The organism is Candidatus Regiella insecticola LSR1 (assembly GCF_000143625.1).
In the GTDB taxonomy this organism is placed as follows: Bacteria; Pseudomonadota; Gammaproteobacteria; order Enterobacterales; family Enterobacteriaceae; genus Regiella; species Regiella insecticola.
Window position 1 is genome coordinate 1 of the sequence record NZ_GL379604.1, and the last position, 5915, is coordinate 5915.

Genomic DNA, 5915 nt, shown 5'->3' on the forward strand with positions numbered 1-5915 from the left:
TCATTTAACTCTTTTTGCTCATTAGTCATGGTATTTCTCCGTTCAGGACTGTTTATATCCTTCGCCTTTGAAGCTGCCGTGTTGTTGGCTGCGGGTGTTCGCCTCATGGTATAGCTAAATCATTTTAATTTGATTTAAGTGTCGTCGTCGCTTGCCGTACTATTTGTACTGTCTTCGCTCCTTCGCCTTGAATCAAATTAAACTGCTTCAGCTATATGTCCACGCTCATCGGCCTCACCCCCTGGCCATAACTCGAAATTCATTGGGTATAAGTCTATTTTTTTCATTGAACTCGGTAAGGAAGAGCTTTCCACGATTTTCTGTAATGATGGCACTGAATATCTGTTCAGTGCCGATAAAAACCGGGAAATGATCAGGCATTGATATGCTAATAATCTCTCCTTTTTCGAGCGCTTTTAATTCAGCTAGTGTTAGATTAACGCTGATTAACTTAATATTTAAACTAATCGGTAATTTATTAAATAGTTTTTCTAAAGGTAATGGTGAATTATTATCCGTGGTTTTTTTATTTTCTTCATCATTAGCATCTTGAGAATGCAGAATTCTATCAGCGTGATTCGCATCAAGCAGAATATAAAAAACATGTTGTTCATCGCCGGCTAATGAAAATATTAGCCGATAAGACCATTGCTTAATAAAAACACCATTGGTTGTTTTAAATGCTAACTTCTCACCAAAATCATCATGATTTAAAAATAATTCAGTTAACTCAAGACCCAACTTATTTTTTAATCTGGCTTCTGTTTGCGTAATAGGAACATGTATACTGGGTTCAGTAACGCTGTTTTTACTTAGTCCATAGTAATCATTTAAAATATTAAGCAAAAAATTTCGTTCTGTATCAAAAGCAACATGCCCTAATTTACTGCTAAATATTTTGGTATTTTTATGACTACAACCCATCTCGGTAGTAACATTTTTTAATGATAAGTTCACCCGGTATTTTTTAAGAAAAAAGCTAATTTTAGCATCTAGAATATCAAAATAATCCGCAATTATTTTTTGGTAATTTATAGTAAGGGCGCCCAAGCTTATTGATATCGAGTTTTTTATATCAGATAGTTGCTCACCATTATAGATTTTTGCTTTGATTTTTTCTAACTGCATTTTTTCATCCAAAAATATTATATTAGCCCCTGCTTATTTTTACCGCATAATCAGAAGATGCAGCGACATTCACAGATATTAAAAATTATACAGGCGTTAATTAGACATGCTATTACAGAACTGCACAATAGATATTTTATTATTTATTTATTAGTTCTTAATTAAATTAATTAATTTATATTAACTTATTGATTTTAAATGAATTAATTTTTTTTAAAGTTATTTTTTACTTTGTTATCTGTATACTTTTTTTCAATGATTAAATATTGCTTATCAATTAACTTAATCAGATTTAGGTAAAAATTTTACTGAGGCAATAATTTTGTATCCTTGTTGATTTGTCGTCTACAGGATTTATTTTTCAGGGTGAAAACACATTATGATGAATATCACTATGAACTTATTATCTAAAAATGATCATGGTTTTTTTGCTCATTCTCCGTCTAGCGTGAATGTATTTACCCTTGCACGCCGAGTGGCTGATTTTAATATTCCGGTACTGATCACTGGCGAAACAGGAACCGGTAAAGAATGTATAGCAAAATATATTCATCAAAAAGCCATCGGAGAAAATTCACCTTATGTTGCCGTTAATTGCGCTGCCATTCCTGAAAGTATGTTAGAAGCTATTTTATTTGGCTACGAAAAGGGAGCTTTCACTGGCGCTATTGCCAGTGTTCCAGGAAAATTTGAGCAAGCCAATGGAGGAACATTATTACTCGATGAAATTGGTGATATGCCATTGGCACTGCAAGTGAAATTATTGCGCGTTTTACAAGAGCAAGAAGTTGAACGCCTTGGTGGACAAAAAACAATTCCACTTGATATTAGAATAATAGCATCAACCAATAAAAATTTAGAACTGGAAATAGCTGAAGGGCGTTTTAGGCAAGATCTTTTTTATCGTCTTTCAGTCGTTCCTATCCATATATCACCTTTACGTGAACGTCCAGAAGATATTCAACCATTAGTGCAGCAATTTATTAAGAAGTACCATGATTTTTTGAAAGTAAAAATACAATTAACACTCGAAGCCAAGCAAAGGTTACAAACATATAGTTGGCCGGGTAATGTGCGGGAATTAGAAAATGTTATCCAACGTGGCATTATTATGAGTCGTGATGGCGTAATTGATTTCTCAGATTTAGGCTTGCCTCTCTCAACAGACACTATCCAGATAGAACATTCAGCAAAAAATGCGAGCCACCTAGCAAATAATAATGAAAAGAAAAGTAATATCAAATTAAGAGGGCGTTTAGCTGAATATCAATATATTGTTGATTTATTGCAACGTAACCAAGGTAGCAAAGCAAAAACTGCGGAATTTTTAGGAATCACCCCAAGGGCTTTGCGTTATCGCCTCGCTTCCATGCGTGAAGAAGGCATCAATATCGAGTGTTACTCATATACCCAATGAATTTCCAGTTACGGCAAGGCAGCAATCATTCGAATTACCAGGAGTGTACAAATAGTACATGACTGGGATGAGAGATCGCTGCCAACGCCGCCGTAACTTGAAAGGCGAAGGGTATAAATGATTAAGGAAAAAAAAATGGATATAACGGATGAATGCAACCACCTTGAGCCTATTAAGGGACATTTGGGGCAAGCCTTCATGTTGCAAGAAATGCGTAAACTGGCAGCAATAGCGCATTACACGCCCTATATCGAATCAGCTAAACCCTATGCCAATGACGGATTAACAATGGATAAGGATAGAAAAGACAGAAAGGACAGAATTCATGGTTCTTTCTTGTCTGTTCTGGAAGAAGCCATTGATAGCGTAGATGCTTTGCAACACGTGGCCAGTCAAAAACAAGAGGCAATAGACATGGGGCTTAGTGACGATTTAACAGGCACCATGATCGCGAATGAAAAAGCCAGTATTGCTTTTTCGGCTACTCACAAAGTGTCAGAAAAGCTCCTGACTGCAATAACTGAAACCATGAACACGTCGCTTTAAGGTAAAACGGTGTTAGATAAACTCAAACAAAAATTGCCACCGATTCGGTTAGGCAAAAATAAAAAATGTGGTCTTAATGGGGATCGCAGCGGCCATGATCAGTGGCGCGATCATTTTTAGTCTTTGGCGTAGTTCGCAAAGCTACACCGTATTATTTGGTTCACAGGAACAAATTCCGACGACCCAAGTGGTGGAGGTCTTAGGCAGCGAATCGATTCCATATCGGGTCAACCCGGATAACGGCCAAATTTTAGTCGCAGAAAATCAGTTAGGCAGGGCGCGCATGGCATTGGCCGCAAAAGGTATCACCGCGGCTTTACCGGTTGGCTATGAGCTAATGGATAAAGAAACGATGCTAGGCAGTAGCCAATTTATGCAGAACGTTCGCTATAAACGCAGCCTAGAAGGTGAGTTGGCTCAGAGTGTGATGGCGCTAGATGCGGTTGAATACGCTCGGGTGCGTTTGGGGATGAGCGAAGCCAGTTCTTTCGTCATTACCACAAAACCCGACAGCAGTGCTTCTGTTATCTTACGTTTAAAACCCCGCCATCAACTGACTCCTGAACAAGTGGGTGCCATTATTCAATTGGTTTCCGGTAGTGTTCCGGGGATGAAAGCATCACAGGTTCGGGTTATCAATCAAAATGGTGAATTGCTTTCTGAAGGTTATCAGAACAGTAATAATGGCTTGTCAACGCTCAAATCAGGGCCAGAATTGGCTCGTAAGCTGCAACTGGCAGTAGAAAAAAACGTGGCTAATCTACTCAATCCCATTGTTGGCGCCAATAACTACCGTATCAGTGTGACTACGCAATTGGACCTCAGTAATATCGAGGAGAAACTAGAGCGTTACGGCGCGGATCCGCGAACCCTAGATGAAAATGTCAATCAGGAAAGCAGTAGCGATGAACGTGCTATGGGCATCCCCGTTACATTAAGTAATCAGCCGGCGGCAAAAAATAATGCCCAATCACCCTCCACGATGCTCAATCGTAGCCAATCCCAGCGTAAATTTGCCTATGATCGCGATATTCGTCATGTGCGTCATCCCAGTTATAAGCTGGAAAAAATGACGGTGGCCATTGTATTGAATAAAGCTGCCTCCGCGCTGGAGCAATGGACAACCCCACAACTCGATGAACTAAAACGCTTAGCGATCGATGCGGCCGGGATTAATTTTGATCGTGGAGATTCGCTGACGATGAATCTGATCACCTTTACACCACAAACTGAATACGAAGAAACACCTTTACCCTGGTGGCAAGAGCCAGCGGCTTTACGATGGGCGCAAATGGGCGGAATAGGTTTAATCGCATTCTTTTTCTTGTGGTTTGGGGTTCGCCCTTTAATACAACGTGTGACACGTGAAGAGCAAACATCGTCGACATCGGTTGCATCACCTGATCAACCACAAAATCTGACGCCCGAAACAACAGCAGCCATGGGTGATGCTGCTCCGAAAATCAATGATGAAAAAGTATTAGCCGACGTGCTACCAAAATCTTCATTCCAAGAAGAAGACGATTTGCCCTCACCGGCTTCGGGTCTTGAAACCAAAATTAGCCATATGCAGATGCTGGCTTATTCTGAAACCGACCGTGTAGCCGAAGTTATTAAACAATGGATTAATAGTAATGAACGAACCCGAGCAGAACTCGATACTAGAGAAAGTTAATCAACCCGAAACACCGGTGGGGAAAGAAATCCGAACACGTTTAGATCAGGCCGGTATCTTACTGTTAAGCATGGGGGAAGACGCCGCCGCTGCCGTAATGAAAAAATTGAGTCGTGAAGAAGTCCTTTGTATCAGTGAAACTATGTCACGGCTGCAAGGCGTAAAATTGATCCAGGCGCGTGAAGCATTGAATGATTTTTTTCGTGCTTACCGTGAACAAAGTGGTATTAACGGCGCTTCCCGCAGCTATTTACAAAGCATTTTAGAAAAAGCATTAGGGGGTGAAATTGCTAAGAGTGTGATTAATGGTATTTATGGCGATGAAATTCGTCATCGAAGGGCGCGTCTACAATGGATCGACCCGGTACAACTCTCGGCGCTTATTGAGCAAGAACATTTGCAGTTACAAGCGGTCTTCCTTGCGTTTTTGCCGGCGGATGTTGCTGCTGAAGTGCTCTCTTATCTGGATAGAGATCGACAAGATAATGTTTTGTACCGTATCGCTAAATTAGATGATGTTAATCATGATGTGGTCAATGAGTTAGATCGTCTTATTGAGCGCGGTGTAACCTTGCTCTCTGAGCATGGATCTAAAGTTTTGGGAATAAAACAGGCAGCCAATATTGTTAATCGTATTCCGAGTAATCAACAGCAGCTTTTGGAACAGTTAGGGGAGCGTGACGAAAATGTGCTTAACGAATTGAAAGATGAAATGTATGAATTTTTTATTCTGAGCCGTCAATCAGCACCGACGTTGCAACGTATCGTTGATGATGTACCGATGAGTGATTGGGCCATCGCTTTAAAAGGAACCGAGTCGATATTACGTAAAGCCATTTTCGATGTGTTACCAAAACGCCAAATTCAACAGCTACAGAATATTACTGATCGTATGGGGCCGGTCACTGTCAGCCGAGTTGAACAAGTACGTAAAGAAATTATGGCGAGAGTGCGTGAATTGGCAGAAGGAGGGGAGATTGAAGTACAGCTCTTCGCCGAACTGAATAAAAATAATAAAATAGGTATGGGAGAGGCTATACCCACAGCCGTTGAAGTTGCCGCTAGGCGGCCAGGGCGTGAGACCGATGAACGTAGACAACGAGGTGATTCGGCGACCGCCCGCAGCCAACAAGGCGGCAGATTCAAAGG

Annotated in this window: 2 protein-coding genes and 4 pseudogenes; 5 read left to right on the top strand and 1 reads right to left on the bottom strand. The window is 40.5% G+C overall.

The genetic code is table 11. The features are described from left to right. Positions 1-234: 234 nt before the first annotated feature. Complete coding sequence (locus tag REG_RS07610) at positions 235-1140, bottom strand: FliM/FliN family flagellar motor switch protein (protein ID WP_050749368.1); 906 nt, start codon at positions 1138-1140, stop codon at positions 235-237. Positions 1141-1510: 370 nt separating this feature from the next. Here REG_RS07610 and REG_RS07615 point away from each other — a divergent pair. From REG_RS07615 to REG_RS07630, 5 genes and pseudogenes are all read left to right on the top strand, one after another. Further along, a pseudogene (locus REG_RS07615) lies at positions 1511-2288 on the top strand (sigma-54 interaction domain-containing protein); the annotation flags it as partial. Between the two features lie 71 nt (positions 2289-2359). Continuing rightward, a pseudogene (locus REG_RS14680) lies at positions 2360-2545 on the top strand (helix-turn-helix domain-containing protein); the annotation flags it as partial. A gap of 135 nt (positions 2546-2680) precedes the next feature. Beyond that, positions 2681-3091, top strand: a complete 411-nt coding sequence (locus REG_RS07620) for a flagellar hook-basal body complex protein FliE (protein WP_039907915.1) — start codon at positions 2681-2683, stop codon at positions 3089-3091. 9 nt (positions 3092-3100) lie between these two features. Further along, positions 3101-4766, top strand: a pseudogene (fliF, locus tag REG_RS07625) (flagellar basal-body MS-ring/collar protein FliF). Then, a pseudogene (locus REG_RS07630) lies at positions 4726-5766 on the top strand (FliG C-terminal domain-containing protein); the annotation flags it as partial. The pseudogenes fliF and REG_RS07630, both read left to right, overlap by 41 nt. Positions 5767-5915 lie beyond the last annotated feature (149 nt).